The sequence below is a fragment of the Pseudolabrys sp. genome (genome assembly GCF_035943735.1).
Classification (GTDB): Bacteria; Pseudomonadota; Alphaproteobacteria; order Rhizobiales; family Xanthobacteraceae; genus Pseudolabrys.
This window is the reverse complement of the sequence record NZ_DASZBV010000014.1, coordinates 40,592-63,144: the sequence shown is the minus strand read 5'-3', so window position 1 is coordinate 63,144 and position 22,553 is coordinate 40,592. Positions and strand designations below refer to the sequence as shown.

At 67.5% G+C, this 22,553-nt stretch carries 28 protein-coding genes and 1 pseudogene; 27 read left to right on the top strand and 2 right to left on the bottom strand.

From position 1 onward, the window contains the following. From VGV41_RS07790 to VGV41_RS07695, 20 genes and pseudogenes are all read left to right on the top strand, one after another. A pseudogene (locus VGV41_RS07790) lies at window positions 1-254 on the top strand (hypothetical protein); the annotation flags it as partial. 106 nt (window positions 255-360) lie between these two features. Next, on the top strand, window positions 361-933 hold the full coding sequence (locus tag VGV41_RS07785) for a head-tail connector protein (RefSeq protein ID WP_326863224.1): 573 nt from the start codon (window positions 361-363) through the stop codon (window positions 931-933). Continuing rightward, on the top strand, window positions 930-1,250 hold the full coding sequence (locus VGV41_RS07780) for a phage head closure protein (RefSeq protein WP_326863223.1): 321 nt from the start codon (window positions 930-932) through the stop codon (window positions 1,248-1,250). Before VGV41_RS07785 ends, VGV41_RS07780 begins: the two co-directional genes overlap by 4 nt. A 153-nt stretch (window positions 1,251-1,403) precedes the next feature. Beyond that, window positions 1,404-1,814, top strand: a complete 411-nt coding sequence (locus VGV41_RS07775; RefSeq protein WP_326863222.1) for a DUF3168 domain-containing protein — start codon at window positions 1,404-1,406, stop codon at window positions 1,812-1,814. Between the two features lie 164 nt (window positions 1,815-1,978). Then, a complete protein-coding gene (locus VGV41_RS07770) occupies window positions 1,979-2,389 on the top strand; it encodes a phage major tail protein, TP901-1 family (RefSeq protein WP_326863220.1) in 411 nt (136 codons plus the stop codon). Window positions 2,390-2,526: 137 nt separating this feature from the next. After that, window positions 2,527-2,835, top strand: coding sequence for a gene transfer agent family protein (locus VGV41_RS07765; RefSeq protein WP_326863218.1), 309 nt, complete (start codon window positions 2,527-2,529; stop codon window positions 2,833-2,835). Continuing rightward, complete coding sequence (locus VGV41_RS07760) at window positions 2,835-3,026, top strand: rcc01693 family protein (protein ID WP_326863228.1); 192 nt, start codon at window positions 2,835-2,837, stop codon at window positions 3,024-3,026. The genes VGV41_RS07765 and VGV41_RS07760 overlap by 1 nt, the downstream gene beginning before the upstream one ends. Next, entirely contained in the window at window positions 3,016-3,639 is a 624-nt protein-coding gene (locus tag VGV41_RS07755; protein ID WP_326863216.1) for a phage tail tape measure protein, read from the top strand. The genes VGV41_RS07760 and VGV41_RS07755 overlap by 11 nt, the downstream gene beginning before the upstream one ends. Before the next feature lie 153 nt (window positions 3,640-3,792). Next, window positions 3,793-4,431, top strand: a complete 639-nt coding sequence (locus tag VGV41_RS07750; protein WP_326863215.1) for a DUF2460 domain-containing protein — start codon at window positions 3,793-3,795, stop codon at window positions 4,429-4,431. Window positions 4,432-4,539: 108 nt separating this feature from the next. After that, complete coding sequence (locus VGV41_RS07745; protein WP_326863214.1) at window positions 4,540-5,427, top strand: DUF2163 domain-containing protein; 888 nt, start codon at window positions 4,540-4,542, stop codon at window positions 5,425-5,427. Between the two features lie 115 nt (window positions 5,428-5,542). Then, on the top strand, window positions 5,543-5,977 hold the full coding sequence (locus VGV41_RS07740) for an NlpC/P60 family protein (protein WP_326863213.1): 435 nt from the start codon (window positions 5,543-5,545) through the stop codon (window positions 5,975-5,977). Window positions 5,978-5,983: 6 nt separating this feature from the next. Continuing rightward, window positions 5,984-9,853: a baseplate multidomain protein megatron gene (locus tag VGV41_RS07735; RefSeq protein ID WP_326863211.1), complete on the top strand. Its 3,870-nt coding sequence runs from the start codon at window positions 5,984-5,986 to the stop codon at window positions 9,851-9,853. Window positions 9,854-9,859: 6 nt separating this feature from the next. After that, window positions 9,860-10,564, top strand: coding sequence for a DUF2793 domain-containing protein (locus tag VGV41_RS07730; RefSeq protein WP_326863208.1), 705 nt, complete (start codon window positions 9,860-9,862; stop codon window positions 10,562-10,564). 15 nt (window positions 10,565-10,579) lie between these two features. Continuing rightward, complete coding sequence (locus tag VGV41_RS07725; protein WP_326863206.1) at window positions 10,580-10,918, top strand: hypothetical protein; 339 nt, start codon at window positions 10,580-10,582, stop codon at window positions 10,916-10,918. Next, window positions 10,915-11,418 carry a hypothetical protein gene (locus tag VGV41_RS07720; protein WP_326863205.1) on the top strand — a complete coding sequence of 168 codons (504 nt, stop codon included), beginning with the start codon at window positions 10,915-10,917 and terminating at the stop codon, window positions 11,416-11,418. Before VGV41_RS07725 ends, VGV41_RS07720 begins: the two co-directional genes overlap by 4 nt. Beyond that, window positions 11,415-12,227, top strand: coding sequence for a hypothetical protein (locus VGV41_RS07715; RefSeq protein ID WP_326863204.1), 813 nt, complete (start codon window positions 11,415-11,417; stop codon window positions 12,225-12,227). Before VGV41_RS07720 ends, VGV41_RS07715 begins: the two co-directional genes overlap by 4 nt. A gap of 41 nt (window positions 12,228-12,268) precedes the next feature. After that, window positions 12,269-12,976, top strand: coding sequence for a glycoside hydrolase family 108 protein (locus VGV41_RS07710; RefSeq protein ID WP_326863203.1), 708 nt, complete (start codon window positions 12,269-12,271; stop codon window positions 12,974-12,976). Window positions 12,977-12,979: 3 nt separating this feature from the next. Continuing rightward, window positions 12,980-13,207, top strand: a complete 228-nt coding sequence (locus VGV41_RS07705; RefSeq protein WP_326863202.1) for a hypothetical protein — start codon at window positions 12,980-12,982, stop codon at window positions 13,205-13,207. Between the two features lies 1 nt (window position 13,208). Beyond that, window positions 13,209-13,613, top strand: a complete 405-nt coding sequence (locus VGV41_RS07700) for a hypothetical protein (protein ID WP_326863200.1) — start codon at window positions 13,209-13,211, stop codon at window positions 13,611-13,613. Window positions 13,614-14,180: 567 nt separating this feature from the next. After that, entirely contained in the window at window positions 14,181-14,612 is a 432-nt protein-coding gene (locus VGV41_RS07695; RefSeq protein WP_326863199.1) for a hypothetical protein, read from the top strand. On the opposite strand, the gene VGV41_RS07690 is transcribed toward VGV41_RS07695, so the two are convergent. Continuing rightward, on the bottom strand, window positions 14,590-15,249 hold the full coding sequence (locus VGV41_RS07690; protein ID WP_326863198.1) for a hypothetical protein: 660 nt from the start codon (window positions 15,247-15,249) through the stop codon (window positions 14,590-14,592). The genes VGV41_RS07695 and VGV41_RS07690 overlap by 23 nt on opposite strands. 121 nt (window positions 15,250-15,370) lie before the next feature. Between VGV41_RS07690 and VGV41_RS07685 the strand changes: the two genes are divergently transcribed. Genes VGV41_RS07685 through VGV41_RS07670 form a run of 4 tightly spaced genes read left to right on the top strand, consistent with a single transcriptional unit; the run spans window position 15,371 to window position 18,556 of the window. Further along, window positions 15,371-16,048 (top strand): nitroreductase, encoded by a 678-nt coding sequence (locus VGV41_RS07685; protein ID WP_326863196.1) that lies wholly within the window; start codon window positions 15,371-15,373, stop codon window positions 16,046-16,048. Continuing rightward, window positions 16,002-16,469, top strand: a complete 468-nt coding sequence (locus VGV41_RS07680; RefSeq protein WP_326863195.1) for a hypothetical protein — start codon at window positions 16,002-16,004, stop codon at window positions 16,467-16,469. Before VGV41_RS07685 ends, VGV41_RS07680 begins: the two co-directional genes overlap by 47 nt. Window positions 16,470-16,484: 15 nt before the next feature. Next, a complete protein-coding gene (locus tag VGV41_RS07675) occupies window positions 16,485-17,150 on the top strand; it encodes a response regulator transcription factor (protein WP_326863194.1) in 666 nt (221 codons plus the stop codon). After that, window positions 17,147-18,556 carry a sensor histidine kinase gene (locus VGV41_RS07670; protein ID WP_326863193.1) on the top strand — a complete coding sequence of 470 codons (1,410 nt, stop codon included), beginning with the start codon at window positions 17,147-17,149 and terminating at the stop codon, window positions 18,554-18,556. The genes VGV41_RS07675 and VGV41_RS07670 overlap by 4 nt, the downstream gene beginning before the upstream one ends. On the opposite strand, the gene VGV41_RS07665 is transcribed toward VGV41_RS07670, so the two are convergent. Then, window positions 18,553-19,536 (bottom strand): CorA family divalent cation transporter, encoded by a 984-nt coding sequence (locus tag VGV41_RS07665; RefSeq protein WP_326863192.1) that lies wholly within the window; start codon window positions 19,534-19,536, stop codon window positions 18,553-18,555. The genes VGV41_RS07670 and VGV41_RS07665 overlap by 4 nt on opposite strands. Window positions 19,537-19,699: 163 nt before the next feature. On the opposite strand from VGV41_RS07665, the gene VGV41_RS07660 reads away from it, so the two are divergent. From VGV41_RS07660 to ccmI, 3 genes are all read left to right on the top strand, one after another. Beyond that, a complete protein-coding gene (locus VGV41_RS07660) occupies window positions 19,700-20,188 on the top strand; it encodes an RT0821/Lpp0805 family surface protein (RefSeq protein ID WP_326863191.1) in 489 nt (162 codons plus the stop codon). Window positions 20,189-20,270: 82 nt separating this feature from the next. Next, window positions 20,271-21,281, top strand: coding sequence for a hypothetical protein (locus VGV41_RS07655; protein WP_326863190.1), 1,011 nt, complete (start codon window positions 20,271-20,273; stop codon window positions 21,279-21,281). A gap of 121 nt (window positions 21,282-21,402) precedes the next feature. Next, window positions 21,403-22,551 carry a c-type cytochrome biogenesis protein CcmI gene (gene ccmI, locus VGV41_RS07650; protein WP_326863189.1) on the top strand — a complete coding sequence of 383 codons (1,149 nt, stop codon included), beginning with the start codon at window positions 21,403-21,405 and terminating at the stop codon, window positions 22,549-22,551. The last annotated feature ends 2 nt before the right edge of the window (window positions 22,552-22,553 follow it).

The window sequence follows — 22,553 nt, the reverse complement described above, 5'->3', positions numbered from 1 at the left end:
ACCATTTCCCGCATCGGTGGAGCTTTGCGTTGGGACTTCGATGGCGTGGCGATTTCGACGAACTGCAGGCGGCCTGGATGGCTGCAACGGCTTACGCCTCGGCAACAGACGGTGTCATGTTTGATCATGAGACGGCAAAAGTTGTGACGCCGGCGCAAGGCAGGAAGACCGTTGGCGAAATTGTTGCGGCGCGTCCGCGTATCGACGCGGTCGTGGCGGAGATGATGAAGAAGCTCGCCGCCGGAAGCGCCTGAATCGTCCGCCTCGCTGCAGGTCGACGACGAAAATGAAAACTCCGCTCCGTTTCCAGGCGCAGGCTGAATTGTCGCGGCCATCGCCGCGCTGAACAGGTTTACTCCCATGTCCTCCATTCTTTTGACCGCGCCGGCGGCGGAGCCGCTGGCGCTCGACGACGCGCGCGCGTTCCTGCGCGTCGATGCCCACGACGACGACGAACTGATCGCCGCACTGATCGCGGCGGCGCGGCTCGCGGTCGAGACGCAGACGCGGCGCGCGCTGATCACGCAGAGCTGGCGGCTGGCGCTCGACTGCTGGCCGGCGGACGGGCGCATTCCGGTGCGGCCGGGGCCGTTGCGCGAATTGACTGCGGCGCGGGTCTACGACCTCGTCAACAATTCCTACACGGTCGACCTGCAGCACTTCGTGCCGGACCCTGGCGCCTGCGAACTCGTCGTCATGCCCTGGGCGCTGATGCAGCCGACACGCATTGCCGCCGGCATCGAGCTGGACGTTACGGTCGGCTACGGCGATGCGCCCGACGACGTGCCCGAGCCGCTGCGCCAGGCGATGCGCATCCTCGTCGCGCACTGGTACGAGAACCGCGGCCTGATCGTTCCCGGCGCCATGCGGCTCGCGGCGCTGCCGGCGACCGCGGCGGCGCTGATCGCGCCCTATCGTATGGTGTCGCTGTGACGCAGCCGGGCGATCTCAATCGGCGGCTCGTCTTGCAGGCGCCGAGCGAGACGGACGACGGCGCCGGCGGTGTCACGCGCGCCTACACGACGATCACGTCCATTTGGGCGCAGGTCGTGCCGCAGGCGATGGCGGCCGACGTCGTCGCCGACAGCCTCGGCGCGCGCCTGCGCTATCGCATCATCATCCGCCGCCGCGACGACGTCACGGCGCGGCATCAACTGCTCGACGGCGACATCGTCTATCGCGTGCTCGCCGCGCGCATCAGTGCCGACCGCCGCTTCCTCGAGATCGACGCCGACGTGCGCGAGGATTGACTCCGTGTCCCGGACGCGGCGCAGCGCGATAGCGGTGCACCGCAGAGCCGGGGCCAGCTTTCTTTCACCTAACCGGGGTCCCGGGTCTGCAGCGCAGCACTCCGCTTCGCACGTGCTGCGCTGCGCCCGGGACACGAGTCAGAGACGATCCCCATGCCCACCGCCGCTTCCGCCGCGCTGCGTGCCGCCGTGCACGACGCGCTCGCCGCCGATGCCGCGCTCACCGCGCTGCTCGGTGGACCCAAGGTTTACGACGAGCCGCCGCGCGCCGCCGCCTTTCCCTATGTCACGCTCGGCGAGACCCGCATCGCCGACTGGTCGACCGGCACCGATACCGGCGCGGAGCATCAGCTGACGCTGCACGCCTGGTCGCGCCAGGGCGGGCACGCGCAAGCGCACCTCATCGCCGGCGCGCTGTTGCAGGCGCTCGACGATGCGCCGCTGACGCTCGCCGATCATCGCCTGATCAATCTGCGCTTCGCCGTCGCCGACGTACGGCGCGAGGCCGACGGCCGCACCTATCACGCGCTCGTCCGTTTCCGCGCGGTGACCGAGCCGCTGTGAGTGATCGTGTCCCGGACGCGGTGCAGCGCGCAGCTCTTGCGGAGCGGTGCGCCGCTGATCCGGGACCCAGCTTCCTTCATTTCACCTAACCGGGGTCCCGGGTCAGCAGCGCGTCATTGCATGCCGCGCTGCGCCCGGGACGCGAAGCAGAGGACCACCGCACCATGAGCGCACAAAAAGGCAAGGACCTGCTCGTCAAGATCAGCGACGGGGCAGGGGGATTCACCACGGTCGCAGGCTTGCGCACGCGCAGGCTGGCGTTCAACGCCGAGACCGTCGACATCACCAATGCCGAGTCGTCGAACCGCTGGCGCGAACTGCTCGACGGCGCCGGCGTCAAGCGCGCCTCGGTCACCGGACAAGGCCTGTTCAAGGACGCCTCGTCCGACGCGCTGATGCGCCAGACCTTCTTCGACGGCACCATCGTCGCCTATCAGATCGTCATTCCCGACTTCGGCACCGTGCAGGGGCTGTTCCAGCTCACGGCGCTGGAATTCGCCGGCGAGCACAATGGCGAGATGACCTACACGATCTCGATGGAGTCGGCCGGCGAGCTGACGTTCACGGCGATCTAGCGCGTGTCCCGGACGCGGTGCGGCGCGATAGCGGTGCACCGCAGAGCCGGGACCCAGCTTCCTCTTTGCAAACCGGGGTCCCGCGTTAGCAGCGCAACATTTCATGTTGCGGAGCACCCGGGACACGAGGCTGTCACATGGCCAATCGTTATCGCGGCGAGATCGATGCCGACATCGGCGGCGCGCGGCGCCGGCTGGTGCTGACGCTCGGTGCGCTCGCCGAACTGGAGAACGCGTTCGGCGCCGACGATCTGGTGGCGCTGGCCGAGCGGTTCGGCAGCGGCCGGCTGAAGGCGCGCGATCTCGTGCGCATCATCGCCGCCGGTCTGCGCGGTGCCGGCGAGAGCGTGAGCGACGACGAGGTCGCCGCGATGGAAGTCGACGGGGGCGCGCAGGGCTACGTGCGCATCGCCGCCGATCTGATGAACGCGACGTTCGGCGAATGATCGAGCCGTTCCCGTGGCAGGACGCCATCGGCTTCGGCCTCGGCGTGTTGCAACTGCCGCCGGAAGCGTTCTGGCGCATGACGCCGCGCGAGCTCGCCGCGGCGATCGTGGCGGTGCGCGGGCGCATCGCCGCGCCGCTCGGTCGCGCGGGCCTCGACGATTTGATGCGGAGATATCCGGATGAGCGATAGTTACGGTTTCGACAGCCTCGACTCCGGCAGCAGCGAGGTGATTTCCACGCTGCCGCAGACGACCGACAAGGTGCGCACCAGCACGAGCGCACTGGGCATCAGCGCCACCGCCTTCGCGAGCGCGATGACCAAGGCCTTCCAGCAGGCCACCACCGGCGGCAAGCAACTCGACGACGTGCTGAAGTCGTTGGCGCTGCGGCTGTCGAGCATGGCGACCGCGCAGGCGCTCAAGCCGGCTCTGAAGGACGTGTTCAGCGGCATCGGCGGCATTTTCGGCGGCTCCTCGTCCGGCGGCAGCGGCAACGGCCTGCCGAGCACCATGACGTTGATGAGCGCGGTGCAGCCCTTCGCCGCCGGCGGCGTCATCGGCGCGCCGACGTACTTTCCGATGACAGGCGGCGGCTTCGGCCTCGCCGGCGAAGCGGGACCGGAAGCGATCGTGCCGCTTGCGCGCGGCAGCGACGGCCGCCTCGGCATCAGCATGGCCGGCAGCGGCGCGCCGAATATCACCGTGCAGATTGCGACGCCCGATGCATCGAGCTTCCGTCGCTCTGAGGCCTACGTCACCGGTCAGATCGCGCGCGCGGTCGCACGCGGCCAACGCGGGATGTGAGTGCTTCGTGCCCCGGACGCGGTGCAGCGCGATAGCGGTGCAGCGCAGATCCGGGGCCCAGCTTCTTTGTCGATAACCGGGGTCCCGGGTTAGCAGCGCAGCAATTCGCTTCGCTCCATGCTGCGCAGCACCCGGGACACGAGGCGGTGACACATGTCCTTCCACGAAATCCTGTTTCCGCTCGACATCGCGCTGAAAAGCGCGGGCGGGCCTGAGCGGCGCACCGATGTCGTCGTGCTCGGCTCCGGGCGCGAGGAGCGCAATGCGCGCTGGGCGCATTCGCGGCGCCGCTACGATGCCGGCTATGGCGTCAAGACGTTCGACGCGCTGTCGCAGGTCGTCGCCTTCTTCGAGGAACGGCGCGGGCGGCTCTATGGTTTCCGCTGGCGCGACCGGCTCGATCATGCCTCGGCGGCGGCCGGAACGGCGGTGTCCGCCACCGACCAGGTGATCGGCGTCGGCGACGGCATGACCGCGACGTTCCAACTCGCCAAGACCTACGGCAGCGTCTACGCACCGTATCAACGCGCCATCGTGAAGCCGGTCTCGGGCAGCGTGCTGGTCGCGGTCGATAGCGTGGCTGCCGTGGAGGGGACCGCGTATTCGCTCGACGAGACGACCGGCCTCGTGACGTTCCTCGCCGGGCATATTCCGGCGAGCGGCTCGAGCATCACGGCCGGCTTCCTGTTCGATGTGCCGGTGCGTTTCGACAGCGACTATTTGGAGGTCGATCTCTCGGCCTTCGCCGCCGGCGCCATTCCGAAAATCCCGCTCATCGAGATCAGGCCGTAGCGTTTGTGTCCCGGACGCGGTGCAGCGCGCAGCTCTGGCGGAGCGGTGCACCGCAGATCCGGGACCCAGCTTCATTTCTTTGTAACCCGGGACACGCGAGGCGATACCATGCGCACCATCCCTGCTGACCTGCAAAGCAAGCTCGACAGCGGCGTCACCACTCTGTGCCGCTGCTGGATCGTCACGCGCGGCGACGGCGTCGTGCAGGGCTTCACCGACCACGACGAGGACGTCGCCGTTGGGGCGGTCACCTGCAGCGCGGGCACCGGCCTGACGGGAAGCGAGGCGACGCAGAAGCTTGGGCTTGCGTCGGACTCCTCCGAGATCAGCGGCGCGCTGGCCGCGGACACGCTCAACGAGGACGATCTCGCGGCCGGGCGCTACGACGCCGCCGGCGTTGAGCTGTGGCTCGTCGACTGGAGCGAGCCGAGCTTGCGCGTGTTGCTCGCCAAGGGCGTGCTCGGCGAGATCAAGCGCGACGGGCCGGTGTTCACCGCCGAGCTGCGCGGCTTGAGCGACCGGCTGACGCAGGAGACGGGGCGGCTCTTCACCACAACCTGTTCGGCCGATCTGGGCGACGGGCGCTGCAAGGTCGATCTGACGTTGCCGGCCTATCGCGGCAGCGGCGTCGTCGCCGCCGTGACGGCGGTCTCATCGTTCACGGCGACCGGGCTCGATGCCTACGCCGACGGCTGGTTCACCGCGGGCAAATTGACCTTTACGGCCGGCGCCAATGCGGGCCTCAGCGTCGAGGTGAAGATGCATCGCAAGAGCGCGGCGGTCGCGTTCTCGCTCTGGCAGGCGATGCCGCAGCCAATCGCGGCAGGCGATGCCTTCGTCGTCACCGCCGGCTGCGACAAGGCCTTCGCGACCTGTCACGACCGCTTCGCCAATATCATCAATTTCCGCGGCTTCCCGCACATCCCGGGCAACGACTTCGTCATGAGCTATCCGGTGCAGGGCGCGCCCGGCAATGACGGCTCGAGTTTGAATTGATGGGTCCGCGTCCCGGACGCGGTGCAGCGCGATAGCGATGCACCGCAGATCCGGGACCCCGGTTGCATCTTTCTATTATCGCCCGTTGCCAACAAACCCGGGACGCGAGGTCGTCATGCCGCTAACGCGCTCCATCATCGTCACCGAGACGCGTCGCTGGATCGGCACGCCGTACCGGCATCAGGCCTCGCTCAAGGGCGTCGGCTGCGACTGCCTCGGTCTTGTGCGCGGCATCTGGCGCGCGGTGATCGGCGAAGAGCCGGAGCGGGCGCCGCCTTACGCGCCGGATTGGGCGGAGGCGGCGTCGGGCGAACCGCTGGCCGATGCGGCCGCGCGGCATCTGGTCGCCATCGATCGCGAAGCCTTCCAGGAAGGCGACGTGCTGTTGTTCCGCTGGCGCGCCAATCTGCCGGCGAAGCACGCCGCCATCGTCACCGCGCCGGACCTGATGGTGCACGCGCATGACGGCGCGGCGGTGGCCGAGGTCGCCATCGCGCCGTGGTGGCGCCGCCGCCTCGCTTACGCTTTCCGCTTCCCCGGCGTCGAGTAAGACACCATGGCCGCACTCGTTCTTTCCGTCGCCGGCAAGGCGGCGGGCTCCGCATTGTTGGGCCCGACCGGCGCCATTGTCGGACGCCTGGTCGGCGCGGTGGCCGGCAACGCAATCGACCGCGCGCTGTTCGCACCGCGCATCGAGCGCAGCGTCGATGGACCGCGCCTGTCCGATCTGACCGTAATGGCCTCGACGGCAGGGGCGCCGATGCCGCGCGTCTACGGCCGCGCACGCCTGTCGGGGCAGGTGATCTGGGCCACCAACCTTGAAGAGGTCGTCAGCACGTCGAGCGACACGACGAGAAGCGGCGGCAAGGGCATCGGCATGGGCGGTGGCACGAGCGTCACCACGACGACGACGACCTATTCCTATTTCGCCAATCTCGCGGTCGGCCTGTGCGAGGGGCCGATCGGCGCGGTGCAGCGCGTGTGGGCCGACGGCCAGGCGCTCGATCTCTCAGGCCTGACTGTGCGCACCTACACCGGTGACGAGAGCCAGACGCCCGATCCGCTGATCGTCGCCAAGGACGGCGACGTGCCGGCCTATCGCGGGCTGGCTTACGTCGTGTTCGAACGCCTGCCGCTGGAGAATTTCGGCAACCGCATTCCGCAATTGTCGTTCGAGGTGGTGCGGCCGGTCGGGCGGCTCGAGCAGATGAGCAAGGCGGTCACTTTGATTCCGGGTTCGACCGAGTTCGGCTACGAACCTTCGACCGTGGTGCAGACGCTCGGGCCGGGACAGTCGGCGCCGGAGAACCGACACGTCACGACGACGGCGTCCGATGTGCTCGCCGCGCTCGACGACTTACAGGCGGTCGCGCCCAATCTCGAACGCGTCGCCGTCGTCGTGAGCTGGTTCGGCACCGATCTGCGCGCGGGAGAATGCCGCGTGTTGCCGAAGGTCGACAGCGCGAACAAGCAGACGTTCGGTGCGACCTGGGGCGTCGCCGGACTCGACCGCACGAGCGCGCAAGTGGTGTCGCAGGCCGACGGCCGCCCTGCTTACGGCGGCACGCCCTCCGACCAGAGCGTCAGGGATCTCATCGCCGAACTGAAGGCACGCGGCCTGAAGGTCACGCTCTATCCGTTCCTGATGATGGATATCGCCGCGGGCAATGCGCTTGCCGATCCGTGGACCGGCGTGGCGGCGCAGCCGGCCTATCCGTGGCGCGGGCGCATCACCTGCGATCCGGCGCCGGGGCAGGCCGGCTCGCCGGACGGCACGAGCGCGGCGGCCGATCAGGTGAACGCCTTCTTCAGCGGCGGCGCCGACGACTGGAATTTCCGCACCATGATTTTGCATTACGCGTCGCTCGCGGCGGACGCGGGCGGCGTGGATGCCTTCCTCATCGGCTCCGAGCTGAAAGCGCTGACGCGCGTACGCTCCGCCTCAGGCGTCTATCCGGCGGTCGATGCGCTGGTGTCGCTCGCCGCCGAGACGAAAGCGATCGTCGGTGCCGGCACGACGGTGACCTACGGCGCCGACTGGACCGAATACAGCAGCCATGTTGTCGACACGGGCGCCAACGAGGTGCGCTTCCCGCTCGACAAATTGTGGGCGTCGTCGGCCATCGATGCCATCGGCATCGATTACTACGCGCCGCTCGCCGACTGGCGCGACGCCGGCACGCAACTCGATACGGCTCTGACCGACAGTCCGTACCGGCTCGGTTATCTCGCCGGCAATCTCGCCGCCGGCGAAGGCTACGACTGGTATTATGCCGACGCCGCGGCGCGCGATGCGCAGATGCGCACGCCGATCACCGACGGTCTCGGCAAGCCGTGGCTGTTCCGGCAGAAAGATATCTGGAATTTCTGGTCACAGCCGCATCACGAGCGCGTCGGCGGCGCCGAGGTGGCGGCGCCGACCGCGTGGGTGCCGCAATCGAAGCCTGTGTGGCTGACGGAGATCGGCTGCCCGGCGGTCAACAAGGGCGCCAATCAGCCGAGCGTGTTTCCCGATCCGAAGTCGTCGGAGTCGGGTCTGCCTTATTATTCCGATGGCACGCGGGACGACCTGATGCAGCGGCGCTATCTCGAAGCCGTGCTCGGCGCGCTCGATCCGGACTTCGGTGCTGCCGCGCTCAATCCGACATCCACCGTGTATGGCGGGCGCATGATCGCGCCGGACGGAGTCCATCTGTGGACCTGGGACGCGCGACCCTGGCCGGTATTTCCGGCGGCAGACGGCGTGTGGAGCGACGCCGGCAACTGGGAAACCGGACATTGGCTCACCGGCCGCTTCGGCGGCGCGCCGCTCGATGCTCTGGTCGCGGCCATCCTCACGGACGGCGGCATGGCGGGCGCCGACACCAGCGCGCTCGGCGAGGGGCCGCAAGGTTATGTCGTCGACCGGCCGATGGCGCCGCGCGCCGCGCTCGATCCGCTGGCGCTCGCTTACGCCTTCGATGCTTGCGAGGTCGAGGGTCGCTTGCGCTTTGCGGCGCGCGGCGGTTCGCCGGTTGCGGACTTGACCGAAGACGATCTTGTCCTGCCGGACCAGACGGCGCCGGCGCGGCTGACGCGGACGCAGGAAACCGATCTGCCGCGCGAGGTGACGATCGGCTTCACCGACATCGACGCGGACTATCAGGCCGGCACGGTTGCGTCGCGGCGCCTGGTCGGCGGCAGCGCGCGCACGGCGCATGCCGATCTCGCGGCCGTGAGCGGCGGCGCGCAGATGCAGCGGCGGGCGGAGATCTGGCTGCAGGACCTCTGGGCCGGGCGCGAGATCACCGACTTCGCGGTGCCGCCGAGCCGGCTCATGCTCACCGCTTCCGATATATTCGGCGTCACCATCAACGGCCGCCGGCGTCTCGTGGAGGCGCAGCAGATCGCCGACGCCGAGGACCGCGCCGTCGTCGCGCGGTCGATCGATCCCGAGGTGTTCAGCCTCCCGTTGCCGCCGGCGCCACCGCGCGTCGCCGGTATCCCGTCGGCGGTCGGCCCGGTGCATGCGCTGGCGCTCGATCTGCCCACCTTGCTCGCTACGGACCCGCCGGTGCTGTCGCGGCTCGCCGCTTTCGCCGATCCCTGGCCCGGACCGGTGGCGGTGTGGTCGTTGACCGACGGCGTGAGCTACGACCGCGCCGCGCTTGCCGTGGCGCCGTGCATCGTCGGCGAGACGCTCGACGACCTGCCGGCGGGTCCGACTGCGCGTTGGCACAACACCGGCGTGCGCGTGCAGCTCTATGGCGGCGGGCTGTCGTCGATCTCGGACGATGCGCTGTTCTCGGGCGGCAATGCCGCCGCGGTGCAGCGCACCGATGGCGCTTGGGAGGTCATCCAGTTTGCGAACGCCGAACTCGTCGGCGACCGTACTTATCTCCTGTCGCGCTTCTTGCGCGGTCAGGCCGGCAGCGAGTGGGCGATAGGCGCGCCGCTGGCCGCCGGCGCGCCCTTCCTGCTGCTCGATGGCAATCTCGTGGCGATCGCGAGCGGGCTTGGCGCGCTGGAGCGGACTTTGCAATTGCGCGTGGTCGCGGCCAACCGCGATCACGGCGATCCGACCGCGCTCGCCCTCTCGGTGACACCGCAGGCGACCGCGTTGATGCCGCTCGCGCCGGTGCACGTGACTGCTAGGCGCGATGGCAGCGGCGTGACGTTCACCTGGATTCGGCGCACGCGCATCGACGGCGACAGTTGGGTGGGCGAAGTGCCGCTCGGCGAGGACAGCGAGCAATACGCGCTCGACATTCTCTCCGGCGGCAGCGTCGTGCGCACGCTCAGCACGGCGGCGCCGTCGGCATTTTATGCGGCGGCCGATGAACTCGCCGATTTCGGCACCCCGCAGGGCGCGCTGCACATCCGCGTCGCGCAGTTCTCGGCAACCGTCGGCCGCGGCTTCGCCGCCGATCTCACACTCACAGTGTAGCCCATCATGACCGATACGCCCCGATTGTCTCTGCCGGTGATCGAAGCCGCGCAGGCGCAAAAGCACGTCACGCATAACGAGGCCCTGGCGCTGCTCGACTGCCTCACGCAGCTCGCGGTCGAAAGCCGTTCGCTCGCCGCGCCGCCGGCCTCACCCGCCGAAGGCGGCTGTTATATCCCCGCGGCAAGCGCGACCGGCGCCTGGAGCGGCTGGGACAACCAGCTCGCGCTCTTCAGCGGCGGCGGCTGGCTGCGCCTCGCGCCGGTGCCCGGACTGAAAGCATGGGTGAGGGACGAGCGGCTGACGCTCACCTACGAGGATGGTGTCTGGCGCGACGGTATTGCGCTCACCGCCAATGGCGGCCGCGTGACGCTGCGCGCGAAGGAAGAGGAAGTGACGCTCACCGGCGCCTATGTGGAGACCACGGACGCCGCGTTCATCCCGAACCGCGCCATCGTGCTCGGCGTCGCCTCGCGCACGACTTTGGCGATCACCGGCGCGGCCTCCTACGGCGTTGGCACCGTTTCGAACAGCACGCAGTTCGGCGATCTGCTCGGCGTCGCGCTCGGTTCGACCAATATCGGCGTCATCGGCCCTTCCGGCGTCTACGCCGATACGCGGGTGCGCGTCACCGCCAACGGCGGCAGCTTCACCGCCGGCAAGGTCCGCCTCGTCGTCTATTTCATCGAAATGTCGGCGCCCGGCGCCTGACGAACGGAGCTCTCCATGCAACCCGCCATCGAAACCGAACCGATCACCGAAACCCGCGGCGACGACTGGGTGTGGCCGCTCGCGCTCATCGGCGACAACGACGTGCCGGTCGATCTCACCGGCTGCACGTTCGACGGCGCCGCGCTGTCGTGGCGCGGCGGTGCGCTGCCTCTCACGACCGTCAACGGCCGGCTGGTTGTCGGCGCTGCGGGCCAGTTCACCGTCACGGTGGCGCGGGCCGACACCATCAACGTGCCCGACGGTCAGCGCGCGCGCGCGGTGATCCCGATCATCGACACGCTCGGCTGCCGGTCGACGCTGCTCATCATTCCCATCCTGGTGATCGCACCATGACCGATCCGATCCGCACCATCCGCATCACCGCGCAGGGCCCGGCGGGACCGCAAGGTCCGTCAGGGCCGCAGGGCCCAGCCGGTCCGCAGGGACCCGCCGGCGTCGCCGGACCCCAGGGTCCGGCCGGTCCGACCGGCAATACGGGGCCGCAGGGACCGCAAGGCGTCGCCGGCCCGCTCGCCGCCGATGTCACCACGGAGGACGTCGCCGGGACCGCGTACACTGTGGTCGCCGGCGATCTCGGCAAGCGCAAGCGCACGACGAATGCGAGCGCCGTCACGGTGACCTTGCCGAACGACCGCGAGCAGGGATTTTCATTTCTGCTCTGCCAGGCCGGTGCCGGGCAGGTGACGTTCGCCGCGGCCGCCGGAGCGGCGCTGCACTCACGCACCGGCTACCTGAGGACCGCCGGCCAATGGTCGGAGGTGTCGTTGACCGTCGACAGCAATAGCGGCGGCTCGGCCGCCGCGTGGGTCATCTCGGGAGACGTCGCTCCATGACCTCCGTCGCCTATGGCATCGCCATGCCCGCGAACAGGGGCGTTCTTGGCGCCCCGATCTACTGCGCGCAGGCGTCCGCCTTCTTTCAGAGGCTCGCGAGCCAGCCAAGCGCCGCGCGCAAGGCGCTCTACAACACGATGATCTCCGCGCTCGTGAGCGCCGACGTGTGGAGCAAGCTCGATACGCTCTACATGTTCGCCGCGGCCGATCAGGCGACGGCACTCACGAACCTGGTATCGGCAAGTTTCGGCGCAACCGCGGTCGGCACGCCGACTTTCACCACCGATCAGGGCTTCACCGGCGCGACGGGGAAATACGTCGACAGCAATTTCAATCCCTCGACCGCCGGAGGCCAGTTCCAGCAGAACAGCGCCAGCGCTTTCGCGTGGGGATCGTTGGTCGCCGGCATTGCCGGCGCCACCATCGGCAACGCCACGGACACGAACAGTAATCCGGCCGAAATATACCCGCGGTACGTCGACAACACGATGTACGGCAATCTCGGTGAGAGCACCGAGAGCGCCATCGCCACGGGTCAAACCGACGGCAGCGGCTTGCGCGCCCTCTCGCGAACAGCCGGCAGCGGGTATGCCGCTTACAAGGGCGCTGGCACACTGATTGCGAACGTAACGGCGGCGTCCACGGCGCTCGCCAACAAGAAGATCGCGTTTTTTGTCGGTCAGAGCGCGCATTACTACACCGGCACGGTCTACTGCGGCGGTTTCGGCGCAGGGCTGAGCAGCAGCGACGTCAACGCGCTCTACGGCGCATTGCATCCGTATCTGCAGGCGGTCGCGGGATTGGCCTGACCGCGGTTCACATTCATCCAGAGATCCGGTGGAGAACGACCATGGCTGTCGCCAGCTATGCGCGGTCGCTTGCGTGCCTTCTGGCGCACGAGGGCGGATACACCAACCACCCAGACGACCCGGGCGGACCGACCAATTTCGGCATCACCATCGCCGACTATCGCCGCTATGCCAAGGCAGACGCGACGGCCGGCGACGTGCGCGCCATGTCGGTCGAGGACGCGAAGCGCATCTATCGCAAGCGCTACTGGGACGCGCAACGCTGCGACGATCTTCCGGCCGGCGTCGATTACGCCGTGTTCGATTATGGCGTGAATTCCGGCATCGGCCGCTCCGGCAAGGTGCTGCGCCGCATGCTGCGTTTGCCTGACGACAGCAGCGCGGTCACCGACGAGGTGGTCGCTGCGTGCCAAGCCGCCGACGCGCGCGCGCTGGTGGTCGCGATTTGCGACGAACGGCTGCGCTTCCTCAAGTCGCTGAAGACGTGGTCCGTGTTCGGCACGGGCTGGGGGCGTCGGGTCGACGAGGTCAAGGCGGCCGCGCTGCAAATGGCCGCGCCGCCAGCGGCAGGACCCGTTGCGCCGAAGCCGGTCGTGTCCATCAAGGCCGGCGGCGCCGCCGCCGCAGCCGGTGCGAGCGCCGCCGCTGCGCATCAGGCGGGTTTGCCGATCGGTCTCATCGTCGCGGTCGCCGTCGCGGGCGCGCTTGCGGCGCTGCTGCTCATCCATGTTCTCGAAGGAAAGGACTGACCCATGTGGGCCAAGATCAAGGCGTCGTTCAAGAACTCCATCACCATCCTGTGGGCGCGCGTCGTCGCGCTCGGCGGCGTGCTGCTCGCCCTTGGCCAGTCGCTCGCCGCCGATCCGAACGTCAACGGCGCGATCCAGCAGGCGCTGCAGCCGAAATTGATTCCCTACTACATCATCGGGATCGGGCTGATCACCGAGGTTGCTCGCCGTCGCACCGCGAAGGCCGCCTGACATGTTCGCGACTTTGCTCGGCTGGCTTGGCAACCTGCTTGGCGGACCGTTCGCCAAGGCCGCGGTCGACGCCTATCGCGCCAAGCTTTCCGCCGACAATACGAGCGAGAAGGTCGCCGCCGGTCTCGCCGCGCGCGAACTCGCGGTCGAACAACGCGAGCGCGAGGTCGAGGCGCAAATCATCGTGGCGGAGCAGGGGCGCTGGTACACGGCGCTGCCGCGGCCGCTCTTCGCCGCCGCCTTCATCATCTATACGTGGAAGGTGGTGGTGTGGGACCGGGTGCTCGGTCTCGGCACGACGCCGCCTCTGTCCGGCGACGTCGGGCAATGGGCGATGATCGTGCTGACCGCCTATTTCGGCGGCCGCAGCCTGGAGAAGGTGGCGCGCATCCTCGGACGCAAGTGAGCGGGTTCCGACAGGCTACCGAGCGTGCTCACAGCGCGGTTGTAAGATTTTAAATAATGGCAGATGCGAATGAAGTCCCCTCGTTCGGAAGCCGTCTCGTCCGACCTTTTGCGCAAAGAGCTTTTCCGCGATTGCGAACTGCTCTCGGTCGCGAAGCGGCTCTTATTGACGTGTAGGTCATCTCACCCCCAGCTCTATTCACCCGCGCGTGCACGCCAGCTCGCTGCAATTGAGCGGAGGCATGCTGTTCGTCGTGCCCAATTGAGCATTTTGGGATCTGCGGAAGCGCGCTTTAAGGCCAATTTCAATCCCAATCAGGCTCGGGTTCCCGCAGGGCAGCGGGAAGGAGGGCAGTGGACGGAGGACGGTGGCGCAGGTAGCGGGGTTGCACGTTCGACCAATGGCGGTGAGACGCCTCGTCGTGTCGTCGTCTCCAGTCGCTCACTGTCCCAAAGGGTCGGAGGCCGCGCGGCTATCTTGGCAGCGAGCCCATTGCCTAGAACACCAAATTCGCTCGTCAATATCGACTACTCGAGGGCACTAACCGGGATATCGAATATCGATAACGTGACGAAAAGCCTGAGCGAAACACTTTCTAGGTCGATGCAAGATGTGAATTTCCTCCCGGAATGGACGCCGCAGGTCTACGGTACGGCGGTCCACGTCGATTTTGGGGTGCGCGTGCGGCTACAGGAGATTCCAGGCGTTGAGGTGGAGCAGAGTTTCTTCGATAAGGACACAGCGGATTACGGCGACCCCGGAAGCATCCGAACTGACATTCTCCTTCGAAATGAGGCGGGAGATATTCAGGCCATTTATGACGTCAAAACAGGTGGAGCGGTCTTGACCTCGACGCGTGTTAAAGAAATTCGTGATCACACGGGGGCAGGATCTGAAGTGCCGATCATCGAGCTGCAGGTTAACCGGGGTGCCACAATAAAAGGAATAACCGGGCTTCGTCATATACTCGGCAGCGTCACGGCAGCTCTGTGGGATTGAGCGCATCCAGGCAGTGCGGGTCTGGCGGGAGTCGCATGATATTGCGCCGCCGCTCTATAATCGCGAGGACGGCGGCGCGAAACTGTGCGGGTTCGTCGAGCAGTTCGGCCAAAGCGGCACTGTCCACCTTCAGTTTTTCCTGCCATCCGTAACCGTGCGTCTGCCACGCTGCCATTTCATTGAAGAGTCGGCGAGCAGTCAGCATTTCTCCGGCCAATCCCGCCGCAACGGCGGCGTTATATTTCGGCCAGTCGTCGCGGTGCGAGTCGGAGAGCAGATGTTGGTAGATTCGATTGAAGGTTTTGAATCGCTCCCGTTGTTTTTGGACTTCTCGTGCCGCGACGGCAGCCATGTGTGCGATTTGGGGTGTAAATTGTTCGGCGTTCTCAAACGGCACGAACTTGGCAGGACGGTAGGCGATGGCATATCCGTATGATTCTTTCCAAAGCCAGGCCACGAAGATGTTAAGGTAGCTGCCCTTCGACCATCCGCTGGGCTGAAACTCGACGGCAATCAGCCAATAGCGTTGATCCGAATACCAAACCCGCGACTGGCCCTTGCGTACGCATCCAATTGGCGCAAGCGCCGCTTTCGCCGCCGCAGCGATGATTTTCCCGTGCTCGCTCGCTTTCGCCATGCGGGTGCCGTTTTGAGACAGCCTTGACCCAGAGTACTGTGCCTGTTGGGGTGGCAACGCGCAATCATGGGGTCAGTGGTCGGCCGCGTGATGCATGCGACGGGTCGGGTGAAATTTTGCAATGGACATCTTCGACGCCGTCGCTTCCCGTTACTCCTGCCGCGCGTTCCTGCCGACGCCGGTGCCCGAGGCGATCGTGCGCGACATCCTCGCGCGTGCGAGCCGCGCTCCGTCGGCCGGCAACATGCAGCCGTGGCGCATCTATGCAATTGCCGGCGCGCGCGTCGAGGCGCTAAAGGCATTGCTGGCGCCGCGCATGAACGAGTTGCCGAAGGCCGAGGGCGGCGACTATCGCATCTATCCCGATCCGACGGAGGAGCCGTATCGCACGCGCCGCTTCTCCGTCGGTGAGATGCTTTATCAGTCGATCGGCGTGCCGCGCGCGGACAAACCGGCCCGCTACCGGCAATACGCCCGCAACTTCCAGTTCTTCGGCGCGCCGGTCGGGTTGTTCTTCGCGCTTGACCGCAGCTTCGGTGTCGCGCAATGGGCCGACATCGGCGGCCTCCTGCAGACGGTCATGCTCCTTGCGCGCGGCCACCGCCTGCATACTTGTCCGCAGCAGGCCTGGGTGTCGTGGCATCGTACCATGCGCACGTTCCTTGATCTGCCGGACAACCTGATGATCTATTCGGGCCTGGCCCTCGGCTACGCAGACGCGGCCGCCCCCATCAATTCCTGGCGATCCCCGCGTGAACCGGTTGACGTTTTTGCGTCGTTTTCAGGCTTCGAGCGATAGATTTCACGCGACGTTAAGCCGCTTTGTTCAGCCGCCGTTCACCGGCGCGTTCGTACACACCCATCCCATGGCGGCTTTATCCACCTTCCTGACCGCACTTGTCCTCGCGCTGCTGCCGGCGGCGCCCGCCGACGCGGCGGATGCCTCGCCGTATCCGGCCGCCCACGTCGTCGTGCATGCCGGAACCTGCCTGACCAAGTCCGAACAGCGCGCCGCGGTCGCCTCCCACCACGCCATCCCGCTCGGCCAGGCGATCAAGATCCTGCGCGAGCACGGCAAGCGCGCCGAGGTCGTCCGCGCCCGGTTGTGCCGCCACGAGGGCAAGCTGGTCTACATGCTGACTCTCCTCGCGCATAATGGCAAAGTGATCCGCACCAGCGTCGATGCCGGCAACGGCGAACTGCTGGTCAACAAGCGCTGAGCGGAGATCCCACTTTTGCGTCTGCTTGTCGTCGAGGACGATCCCGACCTGAACCGCCAGCTCGCCGCCGCGCTGACTGACGCCGGCTACGTCGTCGATCGCGCCTTCGATGGCGAGGAGGGGCACTATCTCGGCGAGTCCGAGCCCTATGACGCGGTGATCCTCGATATCGGCCTGCCGAAGATGGACGGCATCTCGGTGCTCGAATCCTGGCGCCGCACCGGGCGCGCCATGCCGGTGCTGATGCTCACGGCGCGCGACCGCTGGAGCGACAAGGTGCAGGGGTTCGACGCCGGCGCCGACGACTACGTCGCCAAGCCGTTCCACCTCGAGGAGGTGCTGGCGCGGGTCCGCGCGCTGCTGCGCCGCTCCGCCGGCCACGCCAAAAGCGAGTTCAACTGCGGCCCCGTGCGCCTCGACACGCGCACCGGCCGCGTCGCCGTCGACGGCAATCCGGTCAAGCTCACCAGCCACGAATACCGGCTGCTCGCCTACCTGATGCATCACGCCGGCCGCGTCGTCTCGCGCACCGAACTCGTCGAGCATCTCTACGATCAGGACTTCGACCGCGACTCCAACACGATCGAGGTTTTCGTCGGCCGCATCCGCAAGAAGCTCGGCGTCGACATCATCCAGACCGTGCGCGGCCTAGGCTATCTGCTCGCCCCGCCGACACCATGAGCAAAGCGCGACGCTGGCTCGGTTCGCTGCCGCGCATTCTGCGGTCGAACTCGCTCGCCTTGCGTCTCTTCCTCACCGCCACGGCCTGGGCGGTCTTCATCCTCGTCATTACCGGTTTCATCCTCTCCTCGCTCTATCGCCAGGCGGTCGAGCATTCGTTCGATCGCCGTCTCGACGTCTATCTGCGCACCATCGTCGCCGACTTGTCGGCGCCGGAAGAAGCGGGCGACAAGTTCCCGCAATCGCTCGGCGAGCCGCTGTTCGAACTGCCGCTCTCGGGCTGGTACTGGCAGGTGACGCGGCTCGATCCGGGCAAGAACGACGTCCGCTCATCGCGCTCACTGTGGGACGGGGGGCTGCCGCATCTCCAGGATCAGCGCGTGGCGGCGGGCGCCGACGGCTCGCGCGAGGGCTATGTCTCGGGCCCCAGCGACCAGCGTCTGCGCCTGCTCGAGCGCACGATCGATCTCGGCGACGAAGGGCATTACCTCGTCGCCGTCGCCGGCGACGCCGCCGAGATCAATGACGAGACGCGCTCCTTCGACCAGGCGCTCACCGTCACCTTCGTGCTGCTCGCGGTCGTGCTGCTGCTGACGACGATGTTTCAGGTGCGATTCGGCCTGGCGCCGCTCAAGCGCATCACCACCAGCCTCGCCGCGATCCGCGCCGGCACCACCGAACGCCTGGAAGGCGACTTTCCCGTCGAGATCGCGCCGCTCGCGCGCGAGACCAACGCGCTGATCGAGGCCAATCGCGAGATCGTCGAGCGCGCGCGCATGCACGTCGGCAATCTCGCGCATGCGCTCAAGACGCCTCTGTCGGTGATGGTCAACGAGGCCGCCGCACATGGCGACGACGCCTTCGCCGGCAAGGTGCGCGAGCAGGCCGAGATCATGCGCGATCAGGTCGCGCGGCATCTCGAACGCGCGCGGCTGGCGGCGCGCCTGACGGTGGTCGGCAGCGTCACCGAGATCGAGCCGGTCGTCATCGCGCTCGCCCGCACCATGGAGAAGATCCATCGCGACAAGGGCGTGGCCGTCGAGGTGCGCGCCGACCCGCAGGCGAAATTCCGCGGCGAACGGCCCGATCTCGAGGAGATGATCGGCAATCTGGTCGACAATGCCTGCAAATGGGCGACCTCGCGCGTCCTTGTCTCGGTCACAGGCACGGCCGAAGGCGGCGAGGGGCTGCTCCACGTGGTCGTCGACGACGACGGTGCCGGCCTGTCGGCGGTCGAGCGCGAGCAGGTCGCCAAGCGCGGCCAGCGCCTCGATGAGTCGAAGCCCGGGTCCGGCCTTGGCCTCTCCATCGTCACCGAGCTGGTCAACCTCTATGGCGGCGAGCTCAAGCTCGGCCAGGCGCCGATCGGAGGCCTGCGCGCCGAGCTCCTGCTGCCGGCCGGCTAGAGCCCGCGAATGCGGACGAACAGATACGTTGCCAGCGTCGTCACCACCATGAGGCCGAGGGCGAACGGATAGCCGTAGGTCCATTGCAGTTCCGGCATGATTTTGAAATTCATGCCGTAGATGCCGGCGATCACCATCGGCGGTGTCAGGATGATGCCGACGAGGGTCAGCACGTTCATCACCTTGTTCTGCAGCAGGCCGATGTAGCCGACGATGCCGTCGAGCAGGAAGCCCGCGGTCGCCGACAGATCGGTCTCGGCCTCGGCGATCGATCTCAAATCGCGCTCGAATGTGTCGAGCTTGACGATGAGGCTCTTGGCCACGTCCTGCTCACGCAAGAACGCCACCAGCCGGCGGAAGCTCAGGACGCTGCGCCGGAGCTTGACCAGGATCTCGCGCCGCGGCCCAAGCTCGGTGAGCACACGCTCGAGCTGACGGTTGCGCAGCCGTGGTGAGCCTTCCAGCAGGCGGCGACGCTGGTTGGTCGCGCGATGCTGAAAAACCATCATGTTGATGCGGTCGAGGTCATGGCCGACCTTGTCGAGAATGTTGTCGGTGTGATCGACGATCATGTCGAGAATGGCGGCGAAGACGTCATCGCGGCCGGAGCCGTGCGTGCAGTTCTCGCATTCCTTGACCAGCACGGAGAGTCCCTGGGCGCTCCCGTCGGTCACGGTCACCAGCACGCCTTCGGCCCGGATGAAGGTGACCTTGAGCAGATGCGGATCGCCACTCTCGGGGAGCATCAACAGCAGGCCGGTCATCGTCAGCTGGCGCTCGGTGGCCATGAAATGACTGGAGACCTGGAACGGCTCGTAGTCGTTAACGGGGCTGAGTTCGATCTCGAGGGCGTTTTCGACACGGCGTTTTTCGTCGTCGCTGGCGTCGGACAGATCGATCCACTGCGCCGCGCGCAGGTCACCGGCGCTGTCGCTGCTTTCGGTAAGATTGCCATCCTCCAGGCCGTAGACCTTCAACACCCTTGTGCTCCGCACCATTCAACCGCGCGGAACAACGCCATTGCGCCGCCATGGTTGCTTTCTCAGGCCGCTGTTTTGCCCCAATCATCCCCTTCCGATAGGCTTCCGTAGCGTCCGCCGTCCGGCGGATTCGCATTTCCTGTCCGATTGTCCGGGGGTCGACATGTCCGTTGCTAAATACATCGCCATCATTGGTCTGGCTGGCTCGCTCGCCGCCTGCGCTGGCAGCCCGGATGGCATGGGACCGGGGCCGAAGGAGAACACCGGCACGCTGCTCGGCGCGCTCGGCGGTGCGGCGATCGGATCGCAGTTCGGCGGCGGCGCGGGCGGTCACGTGGCCGGCGCGCTGATCGGCGCCGGCGTCGGCGCCCTGATCGGCAACCGCATCGGCGCCTCGCTCGACGACCAGGACAAGAAGCTCGCCTACGAGGCGGAGATGAACGCGCTCGATCGCGGCCAGTCTGGCGCTCCGGTGTCGTGGCGCAACCCGGACACGGGCCGCTACGGCTCGGTGGTGCCGGGCCCGGCCTATGTCGACGCCGGCCGCAACTGCCGCGCCTATACCGAGACCATTTATATCGACGGCCGGCCGCAGACGGCGCGCGGCACCGCCTGCCGCAATCCCGACGGCAGCTGGACGCCGCTCAGCTAAGGCGCACGTTAACCGCCCGGTATCCTTAACCGTCTCTTCACCCGCCCGACGCTATGAGTTCCGTCGGGAAAAGGGGTGAGGAATGTCGGGCGCGAGCAACGCGGTTCGGCTGCGGCAGTATCTGCTGGCGCTGAGCCCGCAGGCGCGAGTGGAGCTGCGGCAGCAGCTCGCCCGCGCCGCGAGCAGCGAAGCCGCCGTGATCCTCGACGAGCTGTGCCGCCTCGATCCGTTCGACCTCGACGCGCCGGCGCGGCTCTTCTTCCAGCCGCTCGAGCCCTTCATCGTCGAAGACGTCGTGGAGCGGCCGTTTCGGCTGCCGCGTTCGTCGTTGCCGCAGTTGTGGCGCTGGGTCGCGCGCGATCTGCTGCGCGACGAAGCCAGCGAATTCTCCGACGCGACAGACGACGCGCTCGCTGCCGGCGACGTCGCGCGTGCCGAAGGCCTGGCGCGCGATTTCCAGGATCGTGTCGCCGCCGTGATCCGCGCCAGTTTCGCGGAGTCGGATGACCAGTTGCTGCCGCGGCGGCTGCTGGCACAGCTCGGCACGCCGCGCGCCGCCGACGAGATCGCGACCTTGCGCTGGGCCTTGCGCGGACGCGATGCGCTCTCCGCGCTCTCCGCGCGGCTGCCCGCGACCATCGACGACCTTCCCCCGCAATCCATCCCCGTACTGACGATGCTGATCGAGAACGCCGCGCGCCCGCGCGACGTGTTCGTCTACGCGCTGCTCGTGCTCATGCGTCGCATGGCCGCGCCGTGGCAAATCGTCCGGCTCGCCGTGCACGCGGCCGGCAGCAACAGCGCCGCGCGGGTCGCCGACACGCCCTACGGCGTCGTGCTCGACATCCTCCTCGGCGATCTCGATTGCCAGATCGCGCAGCTTGGCGCGGCCCTGGCGGCGAGCGACGGCGCGACCGCCATCATCGCCATCCGCGCCATCGACGCCGCCGTGCAGGGGCTGCGCGGCGAGCTCGCCATTCCTGTCGGCAGCACGCTCGCCCGGCGGCTTTCGGCGCTCACGACCGACGCGGCGGCGGTGACCCGCGCGGCTCTGGCCGGCGCCGCGGCGCATCCGGTCGCGCTGAGCGCCTGACCGCCGGCCAATCCCCGCCAACCTCGTTGATTTTGCTCATTGCCGCCATGATTGCGCGTATGTATGCCCTGCCTTGAGGCCCGCCGGAACTCCCGCGCGGCCAAGGTGGATAGACCCCTTGATGGCACTGTGGCTCGCCTTTGCGCTGATGACGGCGGCAGCGATTTTTGCTGTCCTTTGGCCATTATCCCGGCGCGCGCGCGTTCGCGGCGGCACCGAAGTGGCCGTCTACCGCGATCAGCTCGATGAAATCGCCCGCGACCGCAAGACCGGCCTGATCGGCAATGCGGAGGCCGAGGCGGCGCGCATCGAAGTGTCGCGCCGGCTTATCGCCGCGGCGACGACCGACGAGGCCGAGCAGCCGGTCGCCGGGCAGGGCTCGCTCTGGCGCAAGCGGGCGACCGCCGTGGCCGGGCTGATGCTGGTGCCGGCCGCCGCCGTCGCGCTCTATCTCGCGCTCGGCTCGCCCAATTTGCCCGGCGAGCCGCTCGGCGCCCGGCTCGATCAGGTGCATTCGGCCGGTTCGATCGCGGCCATGATTTCGCAGGTCGAAGCGCATCTCGAGCGCAATCCGAACGACGCGCGCGGCTACGAAGTGCTGGCGCCGATCTATTTGCGGATCGGGCGCTTCGACGATTCCGTCGCCGCATGGCGCAAGGTGATCGCGCTCGCGGGCGATACGGCGGCGCGCGAAAGCGATCTTGGCGAGGCGCTGACCGCGGCCGGCAACGGCGTCGTCACCGACGACGCGAAAGCCGCCTTCGACAAGGCGGCGAAGCTCGATCCGACCGATCCCAAAGCGCAGTTCTATCGCGGCATGGCCGCGGAACAGGATGGCAATAAAGAGAAGGCCGTCGCGATCTGGAATGACATGCTCAAGGCGGCGCCGGCCGGCGCGCCGTGGATAGACAATGTGAAGGCGGCGATCGTGCGTATCGGCGGTACGCCGCCGCAGGTCGCAGCGAGTGCGCCGCCTTCCGCCGCCGCGGCGCCGGGGCCGAACGCGGCGCAGGTCGCGGCCGCGTCGCAGATGAGCGAGCAGGACCGCGGTGCCATGATCCGCGGCATGGTGGCGCGGCTCGCCGACAAGCTCAAAACCGACGGCAACGACGTCGAAGGCTGGCAGCGGCTGCTGCGGGCCTACGTCGTGCTCGGCGAGCGCGATAAGGCGCAAGCCGCGGCCGGCGACGCCCGGCGCGCGCTCGCCGGCGATCCGGACAAGCTGCGGCAGATCGAGGATATGATAAGGTCTCTGGGGCTGCAGGGTTGAGC

Bases quoted from the DNA above. Each gene is read 5' to 3' on its own strand.
- VGV41_RS07685 (WP_326863196.1), top strand. From the start codon at position 15,371: ATGGACATCTTCGACGCCGTCGCTTCCCGTTACTCCTGCCGCGCGTTC.
- VGV41_RS07690 (WP_326863198.1), bottom strand. From the start codon at position 15,249: ATGGCGAAAGCGAGCGAGCACGGGAAAATCATCGCTGCGGCGGCGAAA.
- ccmI (WP_326863189.1), top strand. From the start codon at position 21,403: ATGGCACTGTGGCTCGCCTTTGCGCTGATGACGGCGGCAGCGATTTTT.
- VGV41_RS07670 (WP_326863193.1), top strand. From the start codon at position 17,147: ATGAGCAAAGCGCGACGCTGGCTCGGTTCGCTGCCGCGCATTCTGCGG.
- VGV41_RS07720 (WP_326863205.1), top strand. From the start codon at position 10,915: ATGACCGATCCGATCCGCACCATCCGCATCACCGCGCAGGGCCCGGCG.
- VGV41_RS07775 (WP_326863222.1), top strand. From the start codon at position 1,404: ATGCCCACCGCCGCTTCCGCCGCGCTGCGTGCCGCCGTGCACGACGCG.
- VGV41_RS07730 (WP_326863208.1), top strand. From the start codon at position 9,860: ATGACCGATACGCCCCGATTGTCTCTGCCGGTGATCGAAGCCGCGCAG.
- VGV41_RS07655 (WP_326863190.1), top strand. From the start codon at position 20,271: ATGTCGGGCGCGAGCAACGCGGTTCGGCTGCGGCAGTATCTGCTGGCG.
- VGV41_RS07740 (WP_326863213.1), top strand. From the start codon at position 5,543: ATGCCGCTAACGCGCTCCATCATCGTCACCGAGACGCGTCGCTGGATC.
- VGV41_RS07785 (WP_326863224.1), top strand. From the start codon at position 361: ATGTCCTCCATTCTTTTGACCGCGCCGGCGGCGGAGCCGCTGGCGCTC.
- VGV41_RS07705 (WP_326863202.1), top strand. From the start codon at position 12,980: ATGTGGGCCAAGATCAAGGCGTCGTTCAAGAACTCCATCACCATCCTG.
- VGV41_RS07770 (WP_326863220.1), top strand. From the start codon at position 1,979: ATGAGCGCACAAAAAGGCAAGGACCTGCTCGTCAAGATCAGCGACGGG.
- VGV41_RS07700 (WP_326863200.1), top strand. From the start codon at position 13,209: ATGTTCGCGACTTTGCTCGGCTGGCTTGGCAACCTGCTTGGCGGACCG.
- VGV41_RS07750 (WP_326863215.1), top strand. From the start codon at position 3,793: ATGTCCTTCCACGAAATCCTGTTTCCGCTCGACATCGCGCTGAAAAGC.
- VGV41_RS07745 (WP_326863214.1), top strand. From the start codon at position 4,540: ATGCGCACCATCCCTGCTGACCTGCAAAGCAAGCTCGACAGCGGCGTC.
- VGV41_RS07715 (WP_326863204.1), top strand. From the start codon at position 11,415: ATGACCTCCGTCGCCTATGGCATCGCCATGCCCGCGAACAGGGGCGTT.
- VGV41_RS07710 (WP_326863203.1), top strand. From the start codon at position 12,269: ATGGCTGTCGCCAGCTATGCGCGGTCGCTTGCGTGCCTTCTGGCGCAC.
- VGV41_RS07765 (WP_326863218.1), top strand. From the start codon at position 2,527: ATGGCCAATCGTTATCGCGGCGAGATCGATGCCGACATCGGCGGCGCG.
- VGV41_RS07735 (WP_326863211.1), top strand. From the start codon at position 5,984: ATGGCCGCACTCGTTCTTTCCGTCGCCGGCAAGGCGGCGGGCTCCGCA.
- VGV41_RS07755 (WP_326863216.1), top strand. From the start codon at position 3,016: ATGAGCGATAGTTACGGTTTCGACAGCCTCGACTCCGGCAGCAGCGAG.
- VGV41_RS07725 (WP_326863206.1), top strand. From the start codon at position 10,580: ATGCAACCCGCCATCGAAACCGAACCGATCACCGAAACCCGCGGCGAC.
- VGV41_RS07660 (WP_326863191.1), top strand. From the start codon at position 19,700: ATGTCCGTTGCTAAATACATCGCCATCATTGGTCTGGCTGGCTCGCTC.